Annotated in this window: 25 protein-coding genes, 1 tRNA gene and 1 other RNA gene; 17 read left to right on the top strand and 10 right to left on the bottom strand. The window is 69.3% G+C overall.

The features are described from left to right. The gene (locus ACMGFI_RS18640) at positions 1 to 1,149 is read right to left on the bottom strand and encodes a site-2 protease family protein (protein ID WP_436911570.1); all 1,149 of its coding nucleotides are present in this window, start codon (positions 1,147 to 1,149) and stop codon (positions 1 to 3) included. A gap of 153 nt (positions 1,150 to 1,302) precedes the next feature. Here ACMGFI_RS18640 and ACMGFI_RS18635 point away from each other — a divergent pair, with 153 nt between their 5' ends. The 5 genes from ACMGFI_RS18635 (at position 1,303) to ACMGFI_RS18615 (ending at position 5,012) form a co-directional block, all read left to right on the top strand. After that, entirely contained in the window at positions 1,303 to 1,995 is a 693-nt protein-coding gene (locus ACMGFI_RS18635) for a polysaccharide deacetylase family protein (RefSeq protein WP_436911569.1), read from the top strand. Between the two features lie 3 nt (positions 1,996 to 1,998). Next, on the top strand, positions 1,999 to 2,457 hold the full coding sequence (locus ACMGFI_RS18630) for a hypothetical protein (RefSeq protein ID WP_436911567.1): 459 nt from the start codon (positions 1,999 to 2,001) through the stop codon (positions 2,455 to 2,457). Between the two features lie 82 nt (positions 2,458 to 2,539). After that, the gene (locus ACMGFI_RS18625) at positions 2,540 to 3,226 is read left to right on the top strand and encodes a CehA/McbA family metallohydrolase (RefSeq protein WP_436911566.1); all 687 of its coding nucleotides are present in this window, start codon (positions 2,540 to 2,542) and stop codon (positions 3,224 to 3,226) included. Beyond that, entirely contained in the window at positions 3,223 to 4,371 is a 1,149-nt protein-coding gene (locus tag ACMGFI_RS18620; RefSeq protein ID WP_436911564.1) for an asparagine synthase C-terminal domain-containing protein, read from the top strand. Before ACMGFI_RS18625 ends, ACMGFI_RS18620 begins: the two co-directional genes overlap by 4 nt. Before the next feature lie 92 nt (positions 4,372 to 4,463). Next, entirely contained in the window at positions 4,464 to 5,012 is a 549-nt protein-coding gene (locus ACMGFI_RS18615; protein ID WP_436911562.1) for a hypothetical protein, read from the top strand. Between the two features lie 55 nt (positions 5,013 to 5,067). Here ACMGFI_RS18615 and ACMGFI_RS18610 read toward each other — a convergent pair whose 3' ends face one another. Both ACMGFI_RS18610 and ACMGFI_RS18605 read right to left on the bottom strand, forming a co-directional pair. After that, positions 5,068 to 5,535, bottom strand: coding sequence for an NUDIX hydrolase (locus ACMGFI_RS18610; RefSeq protein ID WP_436911560.1), 468 nt, complete (start codon positions 5,533 to 5,535; stop codon positions 5,068 to 5,070). A 62-nt stretch (positions 5,536 to 5,597) separates the two neighbouring features. Beyond that, positions 5,598 to 6,572 carry a transcription initiation factor IIB gene (locus ACMGFI_RS18605; protein ID WP_436911558.1) on the bottom strand — a complete coding sequence of 325 codons (975 nt, stop codon included), beginning with the start codon at positions 6,570 to 6,572 and terminating at the stop codon, positions 5,598 to 5,600. 450 nt (positions 6,573 to 7,022) lie between these two features. Between ACMGFI_RS18605 and gatC the strand changes: the two genes are divergently transcribed. From gatC to ACMGFI_RS18590, 3 genes are all read left to right on the top strand, one after another. Continuing rightward, positions 7,023 to 7,307: an Asp-tRNA(Asn)/Glu-tRNA(Gln) amidotransferase subunit GatC gene (gatC, locus tag ACMGFI_RS18600; protein WP_436911556.1), complete on the top strand. Its 285-nt coding sequence runs from the start codon at positions 7,023 to 7,025 to the stop codon at positions 7,305 to 7,307. Positions 7,308 to 7,333: 26 nt separating this feature from the next. After that, positions 7,334 to 8,626, top strand: coding sequence for an Asp-tRNA(Asn)/Glu-tRNA(Gln) amidotransferase subunit GatA (gene gatA / locus ACMGFI_RS18595; RefSeq protein WP_436911554.1), 1,293 nt, complete (start codon positions 7,334 to 7,336; stop codon positions 8,624 to 8,626). 79 nt (positions 8,627 to 8,705) lie between these two features. Next, positions 8,706 to 9,605: a DUF7351 domain-containing protein gene (locus ACMGFI_RS18590; RefSeq protein ID WP_436911552.1), complete on the top strand. Its 900-nt coding sequence runs from the start codon at positions 8,706 to 8,708 to the stop codon at positions 9,603 to 9,605. A gap of 19 nt (positions 9,606 to 9,624) precedes the next feature. On the opposite strand, the gene ACMGFI_RS18585 is transcribed toward ACMGFI_RS18590, so the two are convergent. Continuing rightward, positions 9,625 to 10,398 (bottom strand): helix-turn-helix transcriptional regulator, encoded by a 774-nt coding sequence (locus ACMGFI_RS18585; RefSeq protein WP_436911551.1) that lies wholly within the window; start codon positions 10,396 to 10,398, stop codon positions 9,625 to 9,627. A 200-nt stretch (positions 10,399 to 10,598) separates the two neighbouring features. Between ACMGFI_RS18585 and ACMGFI_RS18580 the strand changes: the two genes are divergently transcribed. The 3 genes from ACMGFI_RS18580 to ACMGFI_RS18570 all read left to right on the top strand — a co-directional run bounded on the left by ACMGFI_RS18580 (position 10,599) and on the right by ACMGFI_RS18570 (position 12,020). Further along, on the top strand, positions 10,599 to 11,420 hold the full coding sequence (locus ACMGFI_RS18580) for a ubiquinol-cytochrome c reductase iron-sulfur subunit (protein WP_436911550.1): 822 nt from the start codon (positions 10,599 to 10,601) through the stop codon (positions 11,418 to 11,420). Positions 11,421 to 11,532: 112 nt separating this feature from the next. Continuing rightward, positions 11,533 to 11,670 (top strand): DUF8556 family small protein, encoded by a 138-nt coding sequence (locus ACMGFI_RS18575; RefSeq protein ID WP_436911549.1) that lies wholly within the window; start codon positions 11,533 to 11,535, stop codon positions 11,668 to 11,670. An 89-nt stretch (positions 11,671 to 11,759) separates the two neighbouring features. Further along, positions 11,760 to 12,020: a glycine zipper domain-containing protein gene (locus ACMGFI_RS18570; RefSeq protein WP_436911547.1), complete on the top strand. Its 261-nt coding sequence runs from the start codon at positions 11,760 to 11,762 to the stop codon at positions 12,018 to 12,020. An 84-nt stretch (positions 12,021 to 12,104) separates the two neighbouring features. Here ACMGFI_RS18570 and ACMGFI_RS18565 read toward each other — a convergent pair whose 3' ends face one another. After that, complete coding sequence (locus ACMGFI_RS18565; RefSeq protein WP_436911546.1) at positions 12,105 to 13,208, bottom strand: glycosyltransferase; 1,104 nt, start codon at positions 13,206 to 13,208, stop codon at positions 12,105 to 12,107. A 136-nt stretch (positions 13,209 to 13,344) separates the two neighbouring features. On the opposite strand from ACMGFI_RS18565, the gene ACMGFI_RS18560 reads away from it, so the two are divergent. The 3 genes from ACMGFI_RS18560 to ACMGFI_RS18550 all read left to right on the top strand — a co-directional run bounded on the left by ACMGFI_RS18560 (position 13,345) and on the right by ACMGFI_RS18550 (position 14,885). Continuing rightward, positions 13,345 to 13,629, top strand: a complete 285-nt coding sequence (locus tag ACMGFI_RS18560; RefSeq protein WP_436911545.1) for a ribonuclease P protein component 4 — start codon at positions 13,345 to 13,347, stop codon at positions 13,627 to 13,629. Between the two features lie 84 nt (positions 13,630 to 13,713). Continuing rightward, positions 13,714 to 13,962 carry a YhbY family RNA-binding protein gene (locus ACMGFI_RS18555; RefSeq protein WP_436911544.1) on the top strand — a complete coding sequence of 83 codons (249 nt, stop codon included), beginning with the start codon at positions 13,714 to 13,716 and terminating at the stop codon, positions 13,960 to 13,962. Then, complete coding sequence (locus tag ACMGFI_RS18550) at positions 13,959 to 14,885, top strand: mechanosensitive ion channel family protein (RefSeq protein WP_436911542.1); 927 nt, start codon at positions 13,959 to 13,961, stop codon at positions 14,883 to 14,885. The genes ACMGFI_RS18555 and ACMGFI_RS18550 overlap by 4 nt, the downstream gene beginning before the upstream one ends. A gap of 326 nt (positions 14,886 to 15,211) precedes the next feature. Here the strand turns inward: ACMGFI_RS18550 and ACMGFI_RS18545 are convergent, their stop codons facing one another. The 3 genes from ACMGFI_RS18545 to ACMGFI_RS18535 all read right to left on the bottom strand — a co-directional run bounded on the left by ACMGFI_RS18545 (position 15,212) and on the right by ACMGFI_RS18535 (position 17,180). Then, on the bottom strand, positions 15,212 to 16,057 hold the full coding sequence (locus ACMGFI_RS18545; protein ID WP_436911541.1) for an alpha/beta fold hydrolase: 846 nt from the start codon (positions 16,055 to 16,057) through the stop codon (positions 15,212 to 15,214). A 309-nt stretch (positions 16,058 to 16,366) separates the two neighbouring features. After that, positions 16,367 to 16,680: signal recognition particle sRNA (gene ffs, locus ACMGFI_RS18540), an RNA gene on the bottom strand. Positions 16,681 to 16,760: 80 nt separating this feature from the next. Continuing rightward, complete coding sequence (locus tag ACMGFI_RS18535) at positions 16,761 to 17,180, bottom strand: DUF7548 family protein (protein WP_436911539.1); 420 nt, start codon at positions 17,178 to 17,180, stop codon at positions 16,761 to 16,763. A gap of 133 nt (positions 17,181 to 17,313) precedes the next feature. Between ACMGFI_RS18535 and ACMGFI_RS18530 the strand changes: the two genes are divergently transcribed. After that, positions 17,314 to 17,688, top strand: coding sequence for a DUF5798 family protein (locus ACMGFI_RS18530; protein WP_436911538.1), 375 nt, complete (start codon positions 17,314 to 17,316; stop codon positions 17,686 to 17,688). A 32-nt stretch (positions 17,689 to 17,720) separates the two neighbouring features. Here ACMGFI_RS18530 and ACMGFI_RS18525 read toward each other — a convergent pair whose 3' ends face one another. Then, positions 17,721 to 18,131: a CoA-binding protein gene (locus ACMGFI_RS18525; RefSeq protein ID WP_436911536.1), complete on the bottom strand. Its 411-nt coding sequence runs from the start codon at positions 18,129 to 18,131 to the stop codon at positions 17,721 to 17,723. A gap of 70 nt (positions 18,132 to 18,201) precedes the next feature. Continuing rightward, positions 18,202 to 18,837: an RAD55 family ATPase gene (locus ACMGFI_RS18520; protein ID WP_436911960.1), complete on the bottom strand. Its 636-nt coding sequence runs from the start codon at positions 18,835 to 18,837 to the stop codon at positions 18,202 to 18,204. 229 nt (positions 18,838 to 19,066) lie between these two features. Here ACMGFI_RS18520 and ACMGFI_RS18515 point away from each other — a divergent pair. Both ACMGFI_RS18515 and ACMGFI_RS18510 read left to right on the top strand, forming a co-directional pair. Next, positions 19,067 to 19,141, top strand: a tRNA-Arg gene (locus tag ACMGFI_RS18515). Positions 19,142 to 20,008: 867 nt separating this feature from the next. Beyond that, the coding region (locus tag ACMGFI_RS18510; protein ID WP_436911535.1) for a hypothetical protein at positions 20,009 to 20,439 on the top strand (431 nt) is incomplete at its 3' end.

Raw genomic sequence — 20,439 nt, 5'->3', positions numbered from 1 at the left:
TCAGAACGCCTCTCGCGGCCCGACCTCGACGCCGTCCCGTCTGAACTGGAGGACGTGGGTGAAGTCCTCGGGGGTGACGAGGCCGACGACCTCGCCGTCGGCCTCGACCAGGGCGTACCCCGACGCGTGCTCGCTCAGCCGAACGAACGCCTCGAAGGCGTCGGACTCGACGGGGATCCGCGGCAGATCCGTGGTCGCGATCTCGCGGATCCGCGTGGTGTCGTGGGCGTCGGGGTCCGTCCGGCGCACGGCGTCCAGCGTGACCACGCCGACCGTCTCGCCGGCGTCGACGACGGGGTAGACGGTCCGGCGGTCGCGGATCATCCGGTCGGTGAAGGCGGCGACCGACTCGTCGGCGTCGACGGCCTCGCCGTCCAGCCGCGCCACGTCCCGCAGCGTCAGTCCGGTGAGCAGGCCCTGGAGCATGACCGACCGCGACTCCGTCGAGGCCGCCCCGTAGATGAACAGGGCGAGCAGGATCAGCATCGGCGCGAAGCTGAGCACCCCGAGGATGCCGAACAACACGGCGAAGCCGGTACCGAATCGGGCGGCCGCCGTCGTCGCCGACTCGTAGGGCCGCGAGCGGGCAAGCAGCGCCCGGAGGATCCGCCCGCCGTCCATCGGGAACGCAGGGAGGAGGTTGAACACGGCCAGCAGGATATTGGTGACGACCAGCCAGCCGAGGACGAACCCGACGACCGGGGCCGAGGCGGGGACGGCGAGCAGGACCGCGTAGCAGGCCACGCCGGTGAGGACGCTCGTGATCGGCCCGGCGATGGCGATCCAGAACTCGCGGTTCCACTCGCGGGGCATCTCCTCCAGGGCGGCGATGCCGCCGAGCAGCCAGAGGGTGATCGACTGCGTGCCGATGCCGTAGCGCCGGGCCGCCCACGCGTGGCCGAGTTCGTGGACGCCGACGCTGACGAACAGCCCGACCGCGGCGCCGGCGCCGATTGCCCACGGCGTCGATCCCGCTGTGAGCGTCGCGACGTCGAACTGGTTCGGAGCGAACGTGTTGACGAGTCCGGCGTAGGTCTCGATCTGCGCACCGCTCCCGATGATCCACGCGAGGATCGGGAGGAAGACGAGCAGCGAGACGTTGATCCTGATCGGGATCCCCCAGACGGAGCCGACCGTGAAGTTTCGCATCGGTCCCAAGAGGGCGTGGTCCCTCAAAAGGACGGGGGAGTGTGCTCCGTGGGGCACCCCGGCGACCGTCCGGCGGCCCGGGGACCGCCCGACGGCCCCGGGCGGTCAGGCGGCCCGGTAGTTTTTCGTGGCTGCTCGGGAGACAGTACGGCCATGGCGACAGCGTACCTCACGGTCGACGACGCCCCCTCCGCGACGCTCCCGGAGAAGCTCGCCGCCCTCGACGACTACGGCGTGCGGGCCCTGTTCTTCTGCGAGGGCCGGCGCCTGGCCGACCACGCCGACCAGGCCCGGGCGGCCGTCGAGGCGGGGCATCTGCTGGGCAACCACGCCCGCGACCACAACCACGCCTCCGACATCGCGGTCGAGGACTTCGCAGAGGAGGTCGACCGGACCGAGGCGGCCATCGACGAGGTGTACGCCGACGCGGGGGTCGAGCGGCCGGCGAAGCTGTTCCGGTTCCCCTTCGGCGACAAGGGCGGCGACCGCGCGGCGGAGTTTCAAACCGTGCTCGCCGAGCGGGGCTTCCGCCCGCCCGAGGCCGATCTGATCGACTACGACTTCTGGAGCGACCACGCGGGCGACCGCGACTGGTTTTGGACGGTCGACGTGGCGGACTACAACGTCGACACGAAGGAGGGGCTGGCCGAGAACGTCGCCGACGCCGCAGACCGTCTCGGATCGGACTCGCGGGACATCCTCCTGTTCCACGACGGCGGCAACTCCCCCGAGCAGTTCGAACACTACCTGCACCTGCTCGACGACCGGGGCGTCGACTTCGGCGACCCGCTGGAACTGGTCGACGGCGCCGACGCGAGTGAGCGACGGATGGCGGAGGACTACTGACTGATGGCGGGGAGCGACCGGGCGATGACCGAACCGCTCCCAAACACGGTTGCGGACGCGCTCGCTGGGGAACGGTCGACCGCGGCCCGCGCGCTCGCGACCGCCGCGGGCCTGTTCGGCCTCGCTCTGGGGCTCCAGGCGCTCGCGGCGAACGGGGTCGTCCCGGGCGCCGCGTCCGCACTCGTGGCGGCGGTGCTGGCCGCGGCGACGGTCGCCGGTCCGGTCCTGTCGGCGGTCGCCGCCTCCCGACGGGGCGGGCTCGCGGGTAGCCTGTCGCTGGCCGCCGCGCCCGTCGCGGGCCGGATCGCGTACTTCTCGCTGTTCACGCCGAACGCGGTGGTCGCGCTCCCGGGGTCGTTCGAGGGGTCGGGCGCGGCGGTCTTCTGGGCGCCGGTCGTCCTGGCGCTCGGTGTCTTCGGGTTCGGCGTCGGAACCGCCGTTCGGTGGGCCCTCGACCGCTGAACGCCGAAACCGGGGCGAGCGGCCGGCCGGGGGCGTGGCCGGGACCGAGTCGCTTTTGCCGGGGCCCGCGCAACGGTCGGCCGTGCTCTCGGTCGAACTCCACGCCCACTCGGCGGCCTCCTACGACGGCCGCGACTCCGTCGAGATGCTGCTGGAGCGGGCGGCCGCGGTCGGGCTCGACGCGCTCGCGGTCACCGACCACGACGAGGTCGGCGCCAACGCGGAACTGCTCGAACGGGCCCCGGAGTACGGCCTCGTCGGCATCCCCGGGATCGAGGTCTCCAGCGCCGCCGGCCACGTCCTCGGGCTGAACGTCGACGGAGCGGTCGAGCCGGGCCTGTCGTTCGCCGAGACGCTCGCCCGGATCCGCGACCGGGGCGGGATCGCCGTCGTCCCCCACCCCTTCCAGGAGATGCGCAGCGGCGTCCTCGCGAACATCGAGAAGTCCGAACTCCGCGAGGCCGACGCGGTCGAGGTGTACAACTCCCGGCTGGTGACCGGCTACTCCAACCGGCAGGCCCGCCGGTTCGCCGAGCGCTACGACCTCCCGATCACCGCCGGCAGCGACGCCCACGTCAGCGACATGGTCGGCCGCGCGGTGACGCTGGTCGACGCCGAGGAGCCGACGGCCGACGCCATCTGCGAGGCGGTCGTCGACGGCCGGACGACGCTGCAGACGCGGCGGACCCCCTGGCTGGTCAGCGCGCGCCAGGCCGTCGGGAACACCCGCCGGCGCGTCCGCCTCGCGCTCGACCGACTGCTCCCATGAGCGACCGGGCCGACGCCGAGGCGCCGGGAAGCGCCCGCACGAACGCTCGCCGCGACATCGACGAGGTCCACCTCCGCGGCGCCTCGCCGGCGACGGTTCGGGGAGCGCTGGCCGACGGCGACCCGCTCCCTGGGACCGCCGGGTTCGCCGGCGCCGTGGACGGCAGGCTCGTCCGGGACGCCCTCGGTCGCCAGCCCGTCTTCACCGAGGCCGACGACCACGACACGTGGAGTTTCGACCCCGCGGCGCTGTCCGACCCCGACCCGGTCCCGGCCGGCCACGCCCGCGACAGTGAGGGCGACGAGCGGGTCTGGAGGCTGCCGGACCCAGACCCGGCGACCGACGAGCGGGCGGCCGTGCGGGCGGTCCGCGAGGCCGTTCGGGGGGCGATCGACGAGGTCCCGACTGAGGGGCTGGCGGTCGCCTTCTCCGGCGGCGTCGACTCGGCGGCGCTCGCAGCACGGCTCGACGCCCCGCTGTACGTCGCCGGCTTCCCCGACAGCCACGACGTGGACGCGGCCCGGACCGCCGCCGCGAAGCTCGACCGCGAGCTCCGGGTCGTCGAGTTGACCCACGGCGACATCGAACGGGCGGTCCCCGAAGTCGCGGCGGCGACCGGGCGGACCGACGCGATGGCCGTGAGCATCGCGCTCCCGCTGTATCTGGTTGCCAAGCGGGCCGCCGCGGACGGGTTCGATCGGCTCGCGGTCGGACAGGGGGCCGACGAGCTGTTCGGCGGGTACGCGAAGGTGGCCCGCGCACCGGAGGACGAACGGGTCGCGGCCGACACCGTCCGCGGGGCGCGCCGCGAGGTCGTCGGGACGCTCCCCGACCAGCTAGAGCGGGACGTGCTGGCGCTCCGTGCGGCGGGGGTCGAGCCCGTCGCGCCGTTGCTCTCCGACCGGGTGGTCGCCGCGGCACTGGATCTGCCCGGGGAACTGCTCGTGACCGCCCGCGGCGAGCGCAAGTGGGCGCTGCGGCTCGCCGTCCGCGAGTGGGTCCCCGACCCGGTGGCCTTCCGGGAGAAGAAGGCCGTCCAGTACGGCAGCCTCGTCTCGCGGGAGCTCGACCGGCTGGCCCGCCAGGCCGGGTTCAAGCGGCGGATGGACGACCACGTGGAGCGGTACGTCGACTCGCTGCGCTGAACCGTTCCCGGGCTCGCCGGCGGTCGAAGCTGTAATCTGAGTAACGACAGGAGCTAAGACGGTCGCCGCGGTAGCGACGGGACGAACCGGCGATGAGGGGACCATTCGGGGCCGCCGACCGCGCCATCTCCCAGGAGGGGATGGCCGCGCTCGGGTTCGGCCTCACGGTGTTGATGATCGGCGTCGCGGGGGGACTGCTGATGCAGTCCGGCGACTCGCTGCAGGACGGGGGGCCGATCCTCTCGACGACCTCCGAGTCGGTCCACGCGACAGGACCCAATAGCGGGTGGGTCCGGATCGAACACGAGAGCGGCGACACCGTCGACGTGGCCGACGTGGACGTGGTCGTGCGCCTGCCGGCAAACGACAAACGGGCAACGTTGCACGGGCTCCCGACCCGGCGGCTCACCCAGGACGACTACACCGGCAACCACATCTTCACCAGGGGTCGCTCCGGGGTCGACGGCGCCGTCGCCGTCCCGAACGGGAGCGACGCGACCCTCGAAGCGGGTGACGAGATCGCCTTCCGGATCGAGCAGCGGCGCGTCGACCTCGAACCCGGCGGGACCGTCGTTGTCACGCTCCGCCACACCGAGTCGGAGACCCGACTCGCCCGGGAGCGGATCGACATCGTCGAGTGACGGCCTCGGGGGACCGCACAGCGGGGCGGGCCGGCCAACCGCGAGCGGGGCGCGCTCAGTCGGCGACCGTCTCGATCGCGCGCCGACCGATCTCGGCCACGTCCGGGTCGAGGGCGTCGGTTTCTGCGAGGTCGTCAGCGGTGAACCAGCGCCACGCGTCGGCGGGCTGCTCGCCGTCGGCGGGGTCGATCGCCCGGGTATCGGCGCGGGCGTAGTAGACCAGGTCGACGTGCTGGTGGCCGACGAACTCGCCGTGGACGTTCACGTCGGCCAGCTGGAAGTGCCGCGGTTTGGGGAGCGCCTCGACGGTCGGCGAGCCGATGTCGTCGCGCTCGGCGACGAGGTCGGCGTCGATGCCGGTCTCCTCGCGGACCTCCCGGAGGCCCGCCTCGTGGGGGAGTTCGTCGCGGTCGACGTGGCCGCCTGGCGGGAGCCACTTGCCGAGCCCGTCGTGTTCGTGCAGCGCGACGGCGCCGTCGCTGACGACGTAGGCGGTCGCCGTGTAGTGTCGGGTCGTCTCCATGGCGGCCCCAGGGCTACGCGGGGCTTCGGCTTTGGGAAAACTGCCGGCGCGAGAAACCGTCCTCAGGGGGCGGTGAACTCCTCTTCGGCTTCGAGGAGTTCGTGGTAGCGGTTGCGGATGGTGACCTCGGAGATGTTGGCGACCTCGCTGACCTCCGACTGGGTGACCTTCTCGTTGGCGAGCAGCGAAGCGGCGTAGACGGCCGCGGCGGCCAGGCCGACCGGGGACTTCCCGGAGTGGACGCCCTGCTCTTTGGCCGTGTTCAGTAGCTGACGCGCGCGTCGCTCGACCTCGTCGGGGAGGTCGAGGTCGGAGACGAACCGGGGCACGTAGCTCTCGGGGTCGGCGGGCTGGATCTCCAGCGAGAGCTCGCGGACGACGTAGCGGTAGGTGCGGGCGATCTCGTCCTTGTCGACCCGGGAGACCGCGGCGATCTCGTCGAGGCTGCGCGGCGTGCCGGCCTGCCGGGCGGCGGCGTACAGCGCCGACGTGGCGACGCCCTCGATGGAGCGACCCGGGAGCAGGTCCTCGTCGAGCGCGCGGCGGTAGATGACGCTGGCCGTCTCGCGGACGTTCTCGGGCAGGCCCAGCGCCGAAGCCATGCGGTCGATCTCGCCGAGCGCCTGCTTGAGGTTGCGCTCCTTGGAGTCGCGGGTGCGGAACCGCTCGTTCCAGGTGCGCAGCCGCTGCATCTTCTCGCGCTGGCGCGAGGACAGGGAGTTGCCGTAGGCGTCCTTGTCCTGCCAGCCGATGTTCGTCGAGAGGCCCTTGTCGTGCATCATGTTCGTCGTCGGCGCGCCGACCCGGGACTTCTCGTCCTTCTCGGCGGCGTCGAACGCGCGCCACTCCGGACCGGGGTCGATCTCGTCCTCCTCGACGACCAGGCCGCAGTCCTCGCAGACCGTCTCGCCGTGCTCGGCGTCCGACGCGAGGTTCCCCCCACACTCCGGACAGACGAGGTCCTCCGACTCCTCCTCGTCTCGCTCGCGGGCCTCTTCGCGCTCGCTCGTGTGGCGTCTGATAGTGGTGTCGGTCATTGGTTGCAAACTCTGCGGGGCGAGCCCCGCCAAAACCGTCTCACCGGATTATGTGTTGGGGGGCAGGCGACTTAAATCTTTCCCGAAATCGGGCCAAGATCACGCGTCCGAACTCGACCATACTTAATCTGTCGATCCGAGCGTCGCTGTGTGCCGAATACGGTCGGATGAGGTCCCCGTTTTCGGGCCGTACACGGCCTGAAAGGAGTGGATAGCGGCTGGATCGGGGGCAGCGGTCGGCGACCGGGGACGGGCGCCGAAAACGGGTATTCGACGGTCAGCGGGGCGCCGAACGGGGATCGGCGCCGGATTCCGGCGCCGGCGCGCGCGACGGTTCGGCCGGCTGGATCGGTGCGGACGGCGGTCGCGGGGCGGCCGGGTTCCGCTCGCGCGCGGCCGGCCGGGGCGGGCATCGAAACCCTTACCGCCGGGCCACGCCTCGCGTCGGCCATGAGCGACACGGAGAACGTGGTCGAGCCGGAGGAGGTGCGCCACGTCGCGGATCTCGCGCGCATCGACCTCGACGACGAGGAGGTCGACCGCTTCACCGAGAAGTTCGCCGACATCCTCGAGTACTTCGAGACGCTGGACGAGGTGCCCGAGGTCGACGAGGAGGAGGAACTGGCGAACGTCATGCGGCCCGACGAGGTGCGCGACTCCCTCTCCCAGGAGGAGGCGCTGGACAACGCGCCCGAGTCCGAGGACGGCTACTTCAAGGGCCCGAACGTCTCGTGAGGACCGACCGCCAGCGATAGTTACACATGAGCACGGAGTACAACGGTTACATCACGACGGAGCGGATCGACGGCGCATCGGACGGCCCCCTCGCCGGCAAGACGATCGCCGTCAAGGACAACATCTCCACCGAGGGCGTCCGCACGACCTGCGGGTCGGCGATGCTCGACGACTACGTCCCCCCGTTCGACGCGACGGTCGTCGAGCGCCTGAAGGAGGCCGGCGCGACCATCCCCGGCAAGACCAACATGGACGAGTTCGGAATGGGCACGACCACCGAGACCTCGGCGTTCGGCCCCACCGAGAACCCGGTCGCCGAGGGGCACGTCCCCGGCGGCTCCTCCGGCGGGTCGGCCGCGGTCGTCGCCGCCGGCGACGCCGACATGGCCCTCGGGACGGACACCGGCGGGTCGGTCCGCGCGCCCGCCGCCTTCTGCGGCGTCGTCGGCATCAAGCCCACCTACGGCCTGGTTTCGCGGTACGGGGTCGTCGCCTACGCCAACTCCCTGGAGCAAGTGGGGCCGATCGCGCCCACGGTCGAGGAGGCCGCGGAACTGCTGGAAGTGATCGCCGGCCCCGACGAGCGCGACGCGACGACCCGGGACGCGACGGAAGAGGCCGGCGAGGGCGCCTACGACTACGCGGCCGCCGCCGACGGCGACGTGGACGGCCTCGACATCGGCATCCCGATGGAACTGCTCGACGGCGCCGACGAGCGCGTCACCGACGTGTTCTGGGGCGCCATCGAGGAGTTGGAGTCGCAGGGCGCCAGCTACCACGAGGTCGACCTGGAGTGTCTCCGCTACGCGGTCGAGGCCTACTACGTGACCGCCATGAGCGAGGCCTCGTCCAATCTCGCCCGCTTCGACGGCGTCCGCTACGGCCAGTCGGGCGGCTACGACGGCAACTGGAACGAGACGTTCGCCCGCGCCCGGGAGGAGGGCTTCGGCGAGGAGGTCAAATCGCGGATCCTGCTGGGTACGTACGCCCTCTCGGCGGGCTACCACGACAAGTACTACAAGAAGGCCCAGGACGCACGCGCCTGGATCAAGCGGGACATCAACGACGCGCTGGATGGCGCCGACGTGCTCGCCTCGCCGACGATGCCGGTCCCGCCGATGGAGCTGGGCGAGAGCCTGGAGGACCCGCTGACGATGTACCTGGCCGACGCCAACACGACGCCGGTGAACCTGGCGAACCTGCCGGCCATCTCGGTGCCGGCCGGCGAGACCGACGGCGGCCTGCCCGTCGGGCTCCAGCTCGTGGGACCGGCGTTCGGCGAGCGGGAGATCGTCCGGGCCGGCAGCGCGCTGGCCTGAGTAGTGCTGTTCGCAGCCGAACGGAGTGAGGCGCGCGAGACACGAATTTTCAAGCCGCTGTGGTGACGACACCACTCGCATGAGCGACGGCGACGACCGGGCGACAGACCCGAGCGAGGTGTTCGAACTGGTCGCCCACGAGACCAGGTTCGACATCCTCCAGTCGGTCTGGGAGCTGACGAAGTCCACGGACGAGGCCGCGTCGTTCGCGGCGATCCGCTCGGAGGCCGGCGTCCGCGACTCCGGCCAGTTCAACTACCACCTCGACAAGCTCACCCCGCAGTTCGTCAGGAAGGCCGAGGGCGGATACGTCGTCACCCACGCGGGGGCGAGGCTCGTCGGCGCGGTCGTCTCCGGCATCTACACCGACGACGGGACGAGCGTCGACCCGCGACCGGTCGGCGAGTGCCCGAACTGCGAGGACCTCATCGAGGCGAGGTACGACGCCGAGCAGCTCGACATCGAGTGCACGGACTGCGGGGTGACGATAACCAACATCGCGGCGCCGCCGGTCATCGCCGCCGGGCACGACCCCGAGGACCTCCCGTCGGTCTACAGCAAGTACCTCCTCACCGAGACCGAGCGGATCAACCGCGGGTTCTGTCCCTCCTGCAGCGGTCGCGTCGACACGAGCGTCCGGGAGTCCGAGGACGACCCGGGAGATGCGTTCGCGGACCACCTCGGAGTGGTCCACGAGTGTCGCGAGTGCGGCGCCGACTCGCGCTCGGTGGTCGGGGCGTCGGTCCTCGGTCACCCTGCCGTCGTCTCCCTGTACCACGACGCCGGGATCGACGTACGGGAGACGCCGATCTGGGAGCTGACCGCGCTGCTCGACGCGCCGGGGGAGATCGTCGCTGAGGCCCCCCTCAGGGTCGAGACGACGGTCGAGGTCGCGGGCGAGGCGGTCGACCTCCTGCTGGACGAGGACCTGAACGTGATCGACTACGAGCGGCGACCCGTGCGGACCGACCCGGAGTGACGCGGGCCCCAGACCCGTCTCAGACCGTCGCGAGGTAGTCCTCGACTGGGACCGCGCGGTCCCAGAAGTGGGCGTGTACGTCGCGGCCGAGTTCGACCGCGCCCTCGCCGGAGCCGACGAGGACCGCGTCCAGGTCGGAGACGCCGTCCCGCGTCGGCAGGGAGAGCGCGACGAGGTCGGCGGTGACGGTGAACGAAAAGGGGAGGTCGGCGACGCGCTCGTCGATGCAGGCGGGCGCGCCGTCGGTGTAGCGCTCGATGGCCTCGTCGACGAGGCGGTCGTCGACGACGACCTGGGCGTCGAGGACGCCCCGGTCGGCGAGTTCGTCGACCATCCGGGCGAAGCGGGGGTAGTACACCTGCGCGCCGACGCGCAGCCAGTCCGCCTCCCGGAACAGCTCGACCGCCCAGCGTTCGAGGTACTGGGGGTTGCGCGCGGGGTTGCGGTACAGCTCCCACTCGCCCGCGCCGGCGAGCCGTTGCCTGAACCGGCGGGGCAGCGCCGACACGTCGTGGTCGTCCCAGAACTCGTCGTCGAGCAGGTCCTCGACCGCGTCCTGGCGGGCCAGTTCGTCCGCGACCAGCCGACCGCGAGCGGTCAGCTCCCACCGGCCGGACTCCCGGACGAGCCCGCGGTCGGCGAGTTCGTCGAGCGTCTTGTAGACGCCCGACTGGCTCACGTCGAGGTCGGCGTGGAGGGCCGCCGTCGTGCGGGGGTCGCGCTCGACGGCCCGCAGTAGCGCCGAGCGCAGCTCCGACCGCGCCACGTAGGTGACCAGGGAATCACCGTTCATACCCGCAAAACTGCGGGTGGCCCACTTTTAATGGATCTGGTTCGTTCACGGACACGTCGGTCGGAAGGGTCCGATTTCTCGACTCTCCGGCCTTCACGCGCCGTAGTACGTTACACGATCCGTGGAACGGTCCAGCGACCGTCCGCGATTCCACACGAAATTTAAAATAACTTATACTTCTGCCCGCGCCACGCGGAGACATGGACGAGGACAAGTATCCGGCGCCGTCGAGTCGCCGTCGGTTCGTGAAGGGGATGGTCGGCAGCGCGGCGCTGGGGTCGCTCGGCGTCGCCGGGTCCGGGTTGACGACGGTGCCGACCAACCGGACCGGCGTCGGCGGCGGGAACGTCGAGGCGAAGGTCATCAGGAACACGGACGGGCCGGCGCCCCGCGGGATGTCCCAGATCCCGGTGACCGTCGAGGACGGCTATCTCAAGGGCGTGTGGCCCGCGGCGACCGAGAACGGCGAGGTGGCGGACGGGGCAGCGAAGACGACGCTGGGCGGGGTGGAATACTCCAGCAAGTGGTTCCAGTACTGCGGCATCCAGACCCACCCGAAGGTCGAACCCGACAGCGAGGCGGACAACTTCCTGCGGGCCGACCCCGGCGGCCGCTACGAGTGGGAGGCCGACATCGAACCGGGGACGAGGCTCGCCGTCGAGATGTTCGACGACTACGAGGAGTGGGGCAACGGCGTCGGCGACGCCGGCCTCGGCAAGCCCGCGGCGGCGACCTGGCGCTCTGTCGAGACGGATTCGACGCTCCCGGTCCAGGTCATCCGCAGCCCCGAGATCGAGCGCCTCGCCGAGGACGACGAGTGGCTCGCCGCCAGCACGGAACAGGGCTTTATCGCCTGGCTCAACAAGTGCACGCACCTCTGCTGTGTCCCCTCCGGGTTCAAGCAGTCGGCCACCGTCGACGGGGCCGCGAACGCCGTCTACTGTCAGTGCCACCAGTCGATCTACGACCCCTTCGACGTGGTCTCGAAGGTCGTCACCGCCTTCCCCCGACCCGAGAACTGACCGCAACGGCTTCTCATCCGGGTCATCACCGGACCACCGCCGTCTCGCGAAAACGTTTACTCGCTCGCGACTCACAGGAGGTTTTTCAGTATCTACCGTGTAGGATGGGGTGATGCCCCAGATCGAGGTTTCCGAAGACCTGTACCGTCAGATCGAGACGGAGTCGGCGGACGGCGACATCGACACCGCCCTCTGGAAGATGGTCGGCGCCTACCGCCGCGCGAACAACCCCGAAGCCGACACGACCTGATCGGTCGCCGAGCCGATACGGCCGCCGTTCTCCCGTCCGCTCACCGTTCCGGCAGCGACAGTTATCTCGGGGGCGGTCCACGTTCCCCCATGGCAAACGAGACCGACGGCGGCGACACCGGCAGGCGCGACGCCGGCGATAGCGGTAGCGACGGAACCGACGGCGACCGTGCCGACAGCGAGGACGACGGTTCGGGGATGGCACTCGGGATCGCGCTCGGCGCGGCGGCGGGCGTGGCGCTGGGGACGGCGATGGACGACCTCGCGCTCGGCATCGCCATCGGGCTGAGCCTCGGCGTCGCCTTCGGCGTCGCGTTCGACCAGTCCGAGCTCGGCGAGGACGAGGAGTGATACGGATTATTGCAAGCGTTTACCGGGTCAACCGCACGCAGTCATGCGGTCGATCCCGGAATGTCTTGCAATAATCCGTATGAGTCAGCCCAGCTGGTCGTAGACGCCGGCGAGGCGGTCGACGGAGTGTTCGACGCTGACGGCGTCGCGGCGGGCGAGACACTCCTCGCTCAGGCGGTCACGCTCGGCGAGCGTCCGGGCGATCACGTCGCGGAACGCCGCCACGTCGTCGGGCGGCGCCTTGTAGCCGGTCTCGCCCTGGTCGATGGTGTCCGCGAGGGCGGCGCTGGCGACGCCCGCGACCGGCGTCCCGCAGGCGTTGGCCTCCAGCGCCGCGATCCCCTGAGTCTCGACCGGGCTCGGGAACGCGAACACGTCCAGCGCCGTGTAGAAGGAGGGCAGTTCCTCCCGGTCGAGCCACCCCAGGAAGTGAGCGTCCAGGTCCGCCGCCGCCGCGGCCCGCTCCAGGTCCTTGCGGGCCGGCCCGTCCCCGCCGAAGACGAGGGTCACGTCCAGCCCGTCGGCCGCCTCGACGATCGCTTCGAGGTTCTTCTCGTAGCCGTGGCGGCCGGTGTAGCCGACCAGCGGCCCCTCGGGGAGGCCGTGGCGCTCGCGGAACCGCCCGGTCTCGACGGGCCGGAAAAACTCCACGTCGACGCCGTTGGAGACGACTTCGACCGGCGTCGTCGTCCCCACGGTGTCGCGGACGTGGTCGGCGGTCCGTTCGCTGGGCGCGACGACCACGTCGACCCGGTCGAGGAAGCGGCGCTCGTACTCCTCGGCGCTACGCTCGACTGCGCGCTCGATCGGCCGGGTGAACGCGAGGTACTCCGCGTACTCGCTGGTGGGCGTGTGATAGGAGGCCACCATCGGCAGGTCGTGCTTCCGGGCGAGGCGCAGTCCGGCGAGCCCGAGGCTAAAGGGGGAGTGGGCGTGGACGATTTCGGCGCTGTCGACCGCCTCGGGGACGCCGGGGACGCCGACGCGAAAGCCCTCGTAGAAGGGAAAGGGGAGGCTGCTGACGGGGTATTCCCCCTCGCCCGCCTCGTAGTCGCCGTCGGGGTAGACCACGTCCATCCGGCCGCCCCGGCGGTGCCAGCGGTCCCGCCAGGTCTGGATGGTGTAGGTGACGCCGTTGTGGGTCGGCAGGTAGGAGTCCGTGAACGCGGCCACCCTCGGCAGGTCCATGCGTCCACGGTTTGCGAACCGGGACTTAATGCGTTGCCATCTCGGCTCGTCCCGCCGATATCCGGTGACGACGAGCGGATCGGCCCGGCGACAGCCGAACGCAAAGTATACCTGCCGCTCGGCGGCATCTCGGAACGTGGACACCGAGGCCATCGCCCGCGAGCGCATCGACCGCCTGCGCGAGCTCGCCAGGGCGGCGACCGTCGACGGCGACGACGAGCGCGCCCGCCGGTACGTCCGCCGCGCCCGCCGCATCGCCGAGCGCAACCGCCTCGCGCTCCCCCGAGAGTTCACCCGCTTCACCTGCGACCGCTGTGACGCCTACCTCCGGCCCGGTGCCAACGCCCGCGTCCGCCTGCAAGACGGCCACGTCGTCGTCACCTGCGACTGCGGCGCCCAGGCCCGGTACCCCTACGACTGACCGCTCGCGAGCGGTTTCGACCGTCGATTTCCGGCCCGTCACCACCCGTAACCTTTGAGCGGCTCCACTCCCTCGGGTAGGTACATGAGCGATTCCACGCGGGCACAGCGGATCCACGAACTCGACGTGACGGTCTGGGTCGGCAAGAAGGGCTTAGACCCCGTCGAGGACGAGCTGTCGGACCAGCTGGCAGACCGGGAGTTCGTCAAGGTGAAGTTCCACCGATCGGCCCGGGGCGGCACCACGGCCGAGGAACTGGCCGAGGACCTGGCCGAGCGGGTCAACGCCGAGGTGGTCCGGACCCGCGGCCACACGGCGGTGTTCGAGCGATGACAGGGGCCGCGGTCGTCCCGCTCCAGAACGGTGCCTCGGGCGTCGTCGCCGACTTCCTCGTCGACAACGTCGGCCTGGACGCGCCGCTGGCGGGTGCCATCGGCTCTGCGGTCACCTTCGTCGTCGCCTTCGTCGCGCTGTACTTCCTCGGACGGGTCGTCATCAGCCCCGTCGTCGGTCGCTTCCTCTCCGCGCGCGACCTCGACGAACACGCGCGCAAGCCGCTCCGGAAGCTCACCAACTTCCTCATCGCGTTCGGCGCGCTCGGGGTCGCCTTCGCCTTCGCCGGCTTCGGCAACATCCTCACCTCCATCGCCACCGTCGCTGCCGCGGCCACGCTGGCCATCGGCTTCGCCATGCAGGACGTGCTCTCGAACTTCGTCGCCGGCATCTTCATCTACACCGACAAGCCGTTCCGCATCGGCGACTGGATCGAGTGGGACGAGTACGCCGGCGTCGTCGAGGACATCAGCCTCCGCGTCACTCGCGTGCGCACCTTCGACAACGAACTGCTCACCGTCCCCAACTCCCAGCTCACCGACGGCGTCATCAAGAACCCCGTCGCCAAGGAGCAACTGCGCATGAAGTTCGTCTTCGGCATCGGCTACGAGGACGACATCGACGAGGCCACCGAGATCATCCTCGAAGAGGCACGCGACCACCCGGGCATCCTCGACGACCCCGAGCCCTCCGTCCGGCTGACCGAACTCGCCGACTCCTACGTCGGCCTCCAGTCGCGGTTCTGGATCTCCAATCCCAGCCGCGCCGACTTCGTGAAGGTCCAGGGCGAGTACGTCACCAGCGTCAAACAGCGCTTCGACGACGCCGGCATCAACATCCCCTACCCCCAGCGGGACATCCACGGCGGCATCGAACTCGACAACGTCGAGGGGCTCGTGGAACCGACGACGGGCGACGACTAGAGACCACTTTTTCCGGCGGAGACGCACCCACTTTTTGCGGCGGAGACGCACCCACTTTTTGCGGCGGAGACGCACCCACTTTTTCCGGCGGAGAGCTCCTCGCTCGCTTCGCTCGCTGCGGGGATCCTCCGCCGCAAAAACGTGGGGAAAAAGAGCCGGACGACTCGGTCGCTTCGCTCCCTCGCGTCCGGGGAACCGGCACTCCGCGCCGGATGCTCAGAGCGGGCCAGCCTGTCCCCGGGTCGGCCGACGGGACGGCCTCCCGGCTACCGCAACGGCACCGCTCCGCACAGCACCGCAACCGCGCTCCGCTCCGCTTTCCCCGATTACCTCGCTGTTTCCGCCGTCTCGGCCGGATACACCTCCGCCAAGAGTTCGCGGACGGCGTCGGTGAAGAACTCGGGATTGTCGAGATTCGAGGCGTGGCCGCCGCCGGGGACGGCCCGGAGCGTCGCGCCGCCGATCTCGGTCGCCAAGTGGCGGGCCTGGTGGCGCATGAACGGTGCCTCGTGCTCGCCGTAGAGGACGAGCGTCGGGGCCGTGATGGCGGGGAACCGGACCTCGGTCCGGTGGAAGCCCGCCACGGCGCCGATGACCTTCGCGAACTCGTCGGTGGCCATCTTCGGCCCAGTCTCCCGGATGCGCTCGATCCGCTCGTAGTCGCCGCTGACGCCCTCGCCGGAGAGACGTTCCTGCAACCAGACCATCGCCCGCTCGACGCGCTGGTAGCCGAGGAGTCGGACCGGCGGGACGGTCGCGCGGAGGAGGAGCGAGCGCTGGAGGCGCTCTCCGAGCGAGCGGAACTCGGGCGCGAAGGTGTCGGCGAGCACCAGCCCGGCCACCCGGTCGGGGTGGCGCGCGGCGTACACCTGGGCGATACAGCCGCCGGTCGAGAGCCCGCAGAGGACGACCTCGTCGACGTCCAGCGCGTCGAGCAGGGCGCCGAGGTCGTCGGCGAACAGGTCGACGGAGTAGCGGCCCCGCTGGGACCCGCCGGTGCGGCCGTGGCCGCGCACGTCGTAGGCGACGGTGGTGTACTCGTCGCTCAGCGCGTCGAGTTGCGGGTCCCACTGGGAGTGGTCGACGACGGCGCCGTGGACGAACACGACCGGCGGCCCCTCGCCGCGGCGCTCGTAGTACGTCTCGATGTCGTTCGTGCGGACAGTGGGCATACCACGGAGTACGCGCTCGGCGGGGATACGGTCGTCGTCGGTCGCGGTGCTGGGCGGAGCGGTGCCGTGCAGAGCGGTTGCGGTGGATTCGGAGCGGTCGCGGTGGCCGGGAGGCCGTCCCGTCGGCCGACCCGGGGACAGGCTGGTTTGCACGAACGTCCGCGCCGCAGGCGCGGTTCACCGGACGCGAGCGACCGCAGGGAGCGAGTCGTCCGGCTTTTTTCACCCATGTTTTTGGGCGAGGGGTACCCGCAGCGCTCGCAGAGCGCGAGGATACCCCTCGTCGAAAAAGATGGTGGCGTGATGAATGGACGGACTCCCGGGGTTGCCCGGTCGTTCGAGCGCGGGGAATCCCGCTTGCCTCCTCCACCCCGCGACCCTGCGAGCGACGGGTGTCCGAGGGTCCGCTGCTCGCTTCCGCGCCTGACGGAGTGCCCTCGATCAACCGCGGCCGCGCGTCCCTGCAGACGCGAAGCCGCGGACCGCCGTCCCCGCAGGACGAGGCTTCCACGTTGGCTCGCGGGGCCCACGCCCGTCGGACCGGACGCCCCCGGTGTTCGGCCCCTGCTAAAGGCCATACCGCAGGTGACGAGCAGGGCCTAGCTGCCCGGCCTAGTCCATCCCGACCTACCGCCGTCCATCATAAGGACCTTTCGGGTCGCTCCGAGGTCGCGGCCCCGAGACCCCGCGACCGCGACGGGACTCAGACCAGCCCGAGCGTCCGCGACCACCAGAGACTGGCGACCGGGACCACGGCGGCGGCCGCCAGCGTCGCCCACCGGTGAGAGGCCATCACCGTCGGCGCGTCCATCCCGACGACGACCTCCAGGGGGACGGTCACCGCCCAGACGGCGACGACGACGACGACGAAGAACCCGAGCGCGATGCCGATGCCGGCCGCCAGCGGCGGGTCGGTGCGCTCGTCCCGTCCCGCCGCGAGCACGATCGCCGCCACGAGCGCGAAGATCCCGCCGACGAGCGGGTTCAGCGCGCCGGCGCCGTAGTAGGTCCCCACCGCCGACCCGACGGCGGACCTGACCAGCACGTAGGGCAGGCCCAGCGACACGAGCACGAGCAGGCACCCGACGACGCCGACCAGCGGCGCGAGCCGCGTCTGCTTCATGCCCCCGACTGCGGACGCTCCGGTTTTAACGACCCCGGTCTCCGTTCGAAAGGCTCGCTGGGCCGGCCGAGAGGCCCGCCGCGTCGGTCGCCGAGCCGAAACACCGACAACGGGGGCGCCCGAACCGCGGGGTATGGGATTCGGCGACACCGCGAAGAAGATCCAGCGCGTCACCGACATCGCGGAGAAGCTCTACGAGCGGCTCAACCAGGTGATCGAGCAGGTCCAGGACCTCAAAGAGCGGGTCCAGTCCACCAGCGAACAGCTCGACGCGATGGACCGGGAACTGGCCGAACAGCGCGCCATCGTCGAGGCGCTCGCCGAACAGCAGGGGATCGACGCGGAGGCCGTCGTCGACGAGCTTCCCGACCCCGACGCGGAGGGCGAGACTGAAGCCGAACCGGGCGAAACCGGGGCCAGCGGGAGCGACACCGACGGGTCCGGGGCCGACGCGACGGACGCCACCGCCGACTCGACCGACCCGGACACCGCCACGACGAACGACTGACGGGGTCAGCCCGCGGTGTCGTTCTCGCTTCGCTACTCGAACAGCCGCTGGTGTTCGACCTTGAGACAGCGGTCCTGCACGAAGTTCCGGCCGGCCCCCTCGACGCGCTCGCCGGCCTCGTCGTGAGTGATGCCCAGCTGGAGCCAGACGGTGCCGGCGTCGTCGCGGCCGAGCGCCTCGTCGACGATCCCCGGCACCTCGTCGGTCGGTCGAAACACGTCGACGATGTCAACCGCCTCCTCGACGTCGGCGAGCGAGTCGTACGGGTCGCGGCCGAAGATCTCCTCGGCGTAGGGGTTGACCGGGATCACCTCGTATCCCTGTTCGCGCATATACACCGGCACGTCGTGGGCGGCCTTCCCGGGCGTGCTCGACAGCCCGACGACGGCGATCGTCTCCTCTTCGAGTATCTCGCGGAGTCGCTCGTCGGAGTCGACTGGCATACCCGAACGGTGGGTCGAGACGCGCAAAAGAGTGCCGGCCGTCGGCGCTTCCGCGGGGCCCAGCGGGTCGTCAGCGCTCCAGCGGGTCCGGCGCCGCGTCGGGGACCGTCGTCGACACCGAGCCGTCTTCCTCGACGGTGACGGCGTGGTCGAACAGCTGCCGGAGCGTGTTCAGCGTCTCCTCGTCGTGTGCGGTCGACTCGATGGTGTGGATCCCCATCGCGTCGGCGTTCTCGATGCGACTCGTGAACACGTGCATGAACCGGAACACCGTCTGCACCTCCGAGTACATCAGCAGCGTCGACAGCGAGTCGACCAGCACGCGGACGTTCTCGATCCCCCGCTCCTGGCGGAACTCCTCGACGAACTCCGAGAACTTGATCCCGATCCCCGTCATGTCCTCCGGCGAGGAGGCGTACTTGACGATGTCCGTGTCCCGGGCGCTACGCCCCTGGTGTTTCGTCACGCAGTCGACGATGCCGATGTCCACGGACCCGGGATCCGTGACGAGCGCCTCGTAGTCGTTCAGCACGCGGTTCGCGCTGTCGCGGGTGGTGACGACGATGACGCCCTCACCGCGTTCGGAACCGTGGGCCAGGATATCGAGCGCCATGCGACGCTTGCCCGACAGCGGCGGCCCGGAGACCAGCAGGTTCGTACCCGGGGCCACCGTCGCGTTCCCGAACGTCGTTCCGAGGTCGTACATTCCTTCCGGAGACACCACCGTTCGTCGCGAACCGCCGCCGGTCCGTTCGATACGTGTCGATTAGTCACGGCGGTCGTTAAAATCTTTATTATGGGACGGCGCGGGTGACGGGTCGCAGGACTGGATCGTTGCGCTGTCGTTCCCCCCTGGTTCCGACGCCCTCGACTCGCGGGCCCTCCCGTCACGGATCGGGACGTTTAAACATCGATGCTCGTGTAGGAATCTACGAGGGCGCTTAGCTCAGTTTGGACAGAGTGCTTGGCTTCGGACCAAGCTGTCGCGGGTTCAAATCCTGCAGCGCCCATTCGTTTTCCGAACGGTTCGCATTCGCACGACAGCGCGGCGTCCCGTTTAAAGAAGACGCCGACGCGGATTTGATTTCATTCGACTTTCGAACGGGGGTCGCCGCCATCACGCGATTCGCTAAGATTTAGATGGCAGCACACGGACATAAGAGTTGGGAGTTCAGCGACCGAGCGTACAAACTGGTCTATTGTCCAACACCATTGCCGACCTACTCATCGATACTCCCTCTGTTGCAGAGAGTTACCCACCACCATCAGTATTCGGTAGTTGTCAGTGAAAATTAGGTACCAATCGAATTGCTCTCACAAAAATCTGGAAATCGAATGAAAGCGGGGAGCTAACCTGACTCTTGGTCAGGATGTATACACGGTTAGTCGCTTGTGCGGTTCATCGAGTGAATTCGGGGACGGCAGTGGAATTGGGCGGAACTTCGTCCCTGACCGAGAAATCCAAATTGTACATCGGCCTTCTCCATATTTTTCGCTTCATGCGAAATCTCTATCCACTGTTGAAGAACCGATCTCCCAAACCAGCTAATTCAGGTAATGAAACCGCCGAATTGAGGACTCAACCCAACATCGTCTACGATTCAAAACTCAGAATGTGATAGCTTTGCTTTCTGGCGATTTCCATTGTTTTCTCGTGGCACCAACCCCGACTGATTCGGGCGCCCTCCTGCGGTTTCTCGTATTCAATGATCGTATAACCTCAACTGTACTCGAACAGGATCCATATTCCGCTCGTTGCTCCTACCACCCAGCGGTAAGCGAAATCGAAGGACGGCATAGGGCTAGTACATAGAGCGGGGCTTACCCTTAAACCAGTGTTGTCGATACACAATTTCGGGTCTTCCGACCCACCAATAATGAACAGCAAGCGATCACCAAACGAGAGCAGTCGAATAGACCTGTTGAGAAGCATCGCAAACTCCGTCGTGGACGACGAAGTGTACGTCCCGACCGATGATGAGCTCCGTAAACTCGGTCTGGACACGCGACCCAGAGGAAAAACAGCGAAGTACATCGTGAGCGGAAATCACGCAGCGGCTTCCGTCAGTTGGCACGTGTACGAGATTGAAGGGGCTGACTTCGCCCCGAAGGACACCATCAAGTTGCGATACAGAACGGAGGCCGCACTTGACGGACCGGGGCGTGCAATCACGGGAATTGGCCGTCTCGAACTAGACGGCGTCGGCGTGAACCAGTCGCTGTTGCGAAAGAAGCTGAAGGAGATCTGGACCCCCCATAACGAGGACGCAATCAGTGAGGACGAACTCTCCAACGAGGCCCGCAGTCA

Source organism: Halosimplex marinum, assembly GCF_051414075.1.
GTDB lineage: Archaea > Halobacteriota > Halobacteria > Halobacteriales > Haloarculaceae > Halosimplex > Halosimplex marinum.
Note: the sequence above shows the minus strand (reverse complement) of the source record. Positions and strands in the feature narration are given on the sequence as shown.

Excerpts from the sequence above, each read along its gene's own strand:
- ACMGFI_RS18640 (WP_436911570.1), bottom strand. The coding sequence starts at position 1,149 with ATGCGAAACTTCACGGTCGGCTCCGTCTGGGGGATCCCGATCAGGATC.
- ACMGFI_RS18630 (WP_436911567.1), top strand. The coding sequence starts at position 1,999 with ATGGCGGGGAGCGACCGGGCGATGACCGAACCGCTCCCAAACACGGTT.
- ACMGFI_RS18535 (WP_436911539.1), bottom strand. The coding sequence starts at position 17,180 with ATGAAGCAGACGCGGCTCGCGCCGCTGGTCGGCGTCGTCGGGTGCCTG.
- gatC (WP_436911556.1), top strand. The coding sequence starts at position 7,023 with ATGAGCGACACGGAGAACGTGGTCGAGCCGGAGGAGGTGCGCCACGTC.
- ACMGFI_RS18635 (WP_436911569.1), top strand. The coding sequence starts at position 1,303 with ATGGCGACAGCGTACCTCACGGTCGACGACGCCCCCTCCGCGACGCTC.
- ACMGFI_RS18520 (WP_436911960.1), bottom strand. The coding sequence starts at position 18,837 with ATGTACGACCTCGGAACGACGTTCGGGAACGCGACGGTGGCCCCGGGT.
- ACMGFI_RS18585 (WP_436911551.1), bottom strand. The coding sequence starts at position 10,398 with ATGAACGGTGATTCCCTGGTCACCTACGTGGCGCGGTCGGAGCTGCGC.
- ACMGFI_RS18605 (WP_436911558.1), bottom strand. The coding sequence starts at position 6,572 with ATGACCGACACCACTATCAGACGCCACACGAGCGAGCGCGAAGAGGCC.
- ACMGFI_RS18610 (WP_436911560.1), bottom strand. The coding sequence starts at position 5,535 with ATGGAGACGACCCGACACTACACGGCGACCGCCTACGTCGTCAGCGAC.
- ACMGFI_RS18525 (WP_436911536.1), bottom strand. The coding sequence starts at position 18,131 with ATGCCAGTCGACTCCGACGAGCGACTCCGCGAGATACTCGAAGAGGAG.
- ACMGFI_RS18555 (WP_436911544.1), top strand. The coding sequence starts at position 13,714 with ATGAGCGATTCCACGCGGGCACAGCGGATCCACGAACTCGACGTGACG.
- ACMGFI_RS18590 (WP_436911552.1), top strand. The coding sequence starts at position 8,706 with ATGAGCGACGGCGACGACCGGGCGACAGACCCGAGCGAGGTGTTCGAA.
- ACMGFI_RS18620 (WP_436911564.1), top strand. The coding sequence starts at position 3,223 with ATGAGCGACCGGGCCGACGCCGAGGCGCCGGGAAGCGCCCGCACGAAC.
- ACMGFI_RS18550 (WP_436911542.1), top strand. The coding sequence starts at position 13,959 with ATGACAGGGGCCGCGGTCGTCCCGCTCCAGAACGGTGCCTCGGGCGTC.
- ACMGFI_RS18615 (WP_436911562.1), top strand. The coding sequence starts at position 4,464 with ATGAGGGGACCATTCGGGGCCGCCGACCGCGCCATCTCCCAGGAGGGG.
- gatA (WP_436911554.1), top strand. The coding sequence starts at position 7,334 with ATGAGCACGGAGTACAACGGTTACATCACGACGGAGCGGATCGACGGC.
- ACMGFI_RS18565 (WP_436911546.1), bottom strand. The coding sequence starts at position 13,208 with ATGGACCTGCCGAGGGTGGCCGCGTTCACGGACTCCTACCTGCCGACC.
- ACMGFI_RS18580 (WP_436911550.1), top strand. The coding sequence starts at position 10,599 with ATGGACGAGGACAAGTATCCGGCGCCGTCGAGTCGCCGTCGGTTCGTG.
- ACMGFI_RS18545 (WP_436911541.1), bottom strand. The coding sequence starts at position 16,057 with ATGCCCACTGTCCGCACGAACGACATCGAGACGTACTACGAGCGCCGC.
- ACMGFI_RS18570 (WP_436911547.1), top strand. The coding sequence starts at position 11,760 with ATGGCAAACGAGACCGACGGCGGCGACACCGGCAGGCGCGACGCCGGC.
- ACMGFI_RS18575 (WP_436911549.1), top strand. The coding sequence starts at position 11,533 with ATGCCCCAGATCGAGGTTTCCGAAGACCTGTACCGTCAGATCGAGACG.
- ACMGFI_RS18530 (WP_436911538.1), top strand. The coding sequence starts at position 17,314 with ATGGGATTCGGCGACACCGCGAAGAAGATCCAGCGCGTCACCGACATC.